Here is a 327-nt window from a genome sequence, read left to right as displayed (position 1 = left end):
GACGCCGGGTCCGAGGACGGCCGCCGCGACCGTGAGCAGCGCGACGACGGCGAGGACCCACCGCCGACGCCGATGGGTCAGCCGGCCGAGTGCGACGAACATGGGGACCTCCGTGGCGTAGGCTCTGGTGATCGGCGATCACCGACGTAAACGGTGTTTGCTAACGGTGTGTACTGAAGCATGCACCGTTCACGGCGGTCAAGGGTGACGGCGCTGCATGCTCATCCGGCCGACGCCACGGAGCGCGAGGAGGTGACATGAGCACGCAGACCGAGTCCCGCCGGGACCGCCAGCGCGCCGCGACCGAGGCGGAGATCCGCGGCGTCG

It is taken from the genome of Actinotalea ferrariae (assembly GCF_019733465.1).
GTDB lineage: Bacteria > Actinomycetota > Actinomycetes > Actinomycetales > Cellulomonadaceae > Actinotalea > Actinotalea ferrariae_A.
Note: the sequence above shows the minus strand (reverse complement) of the source record.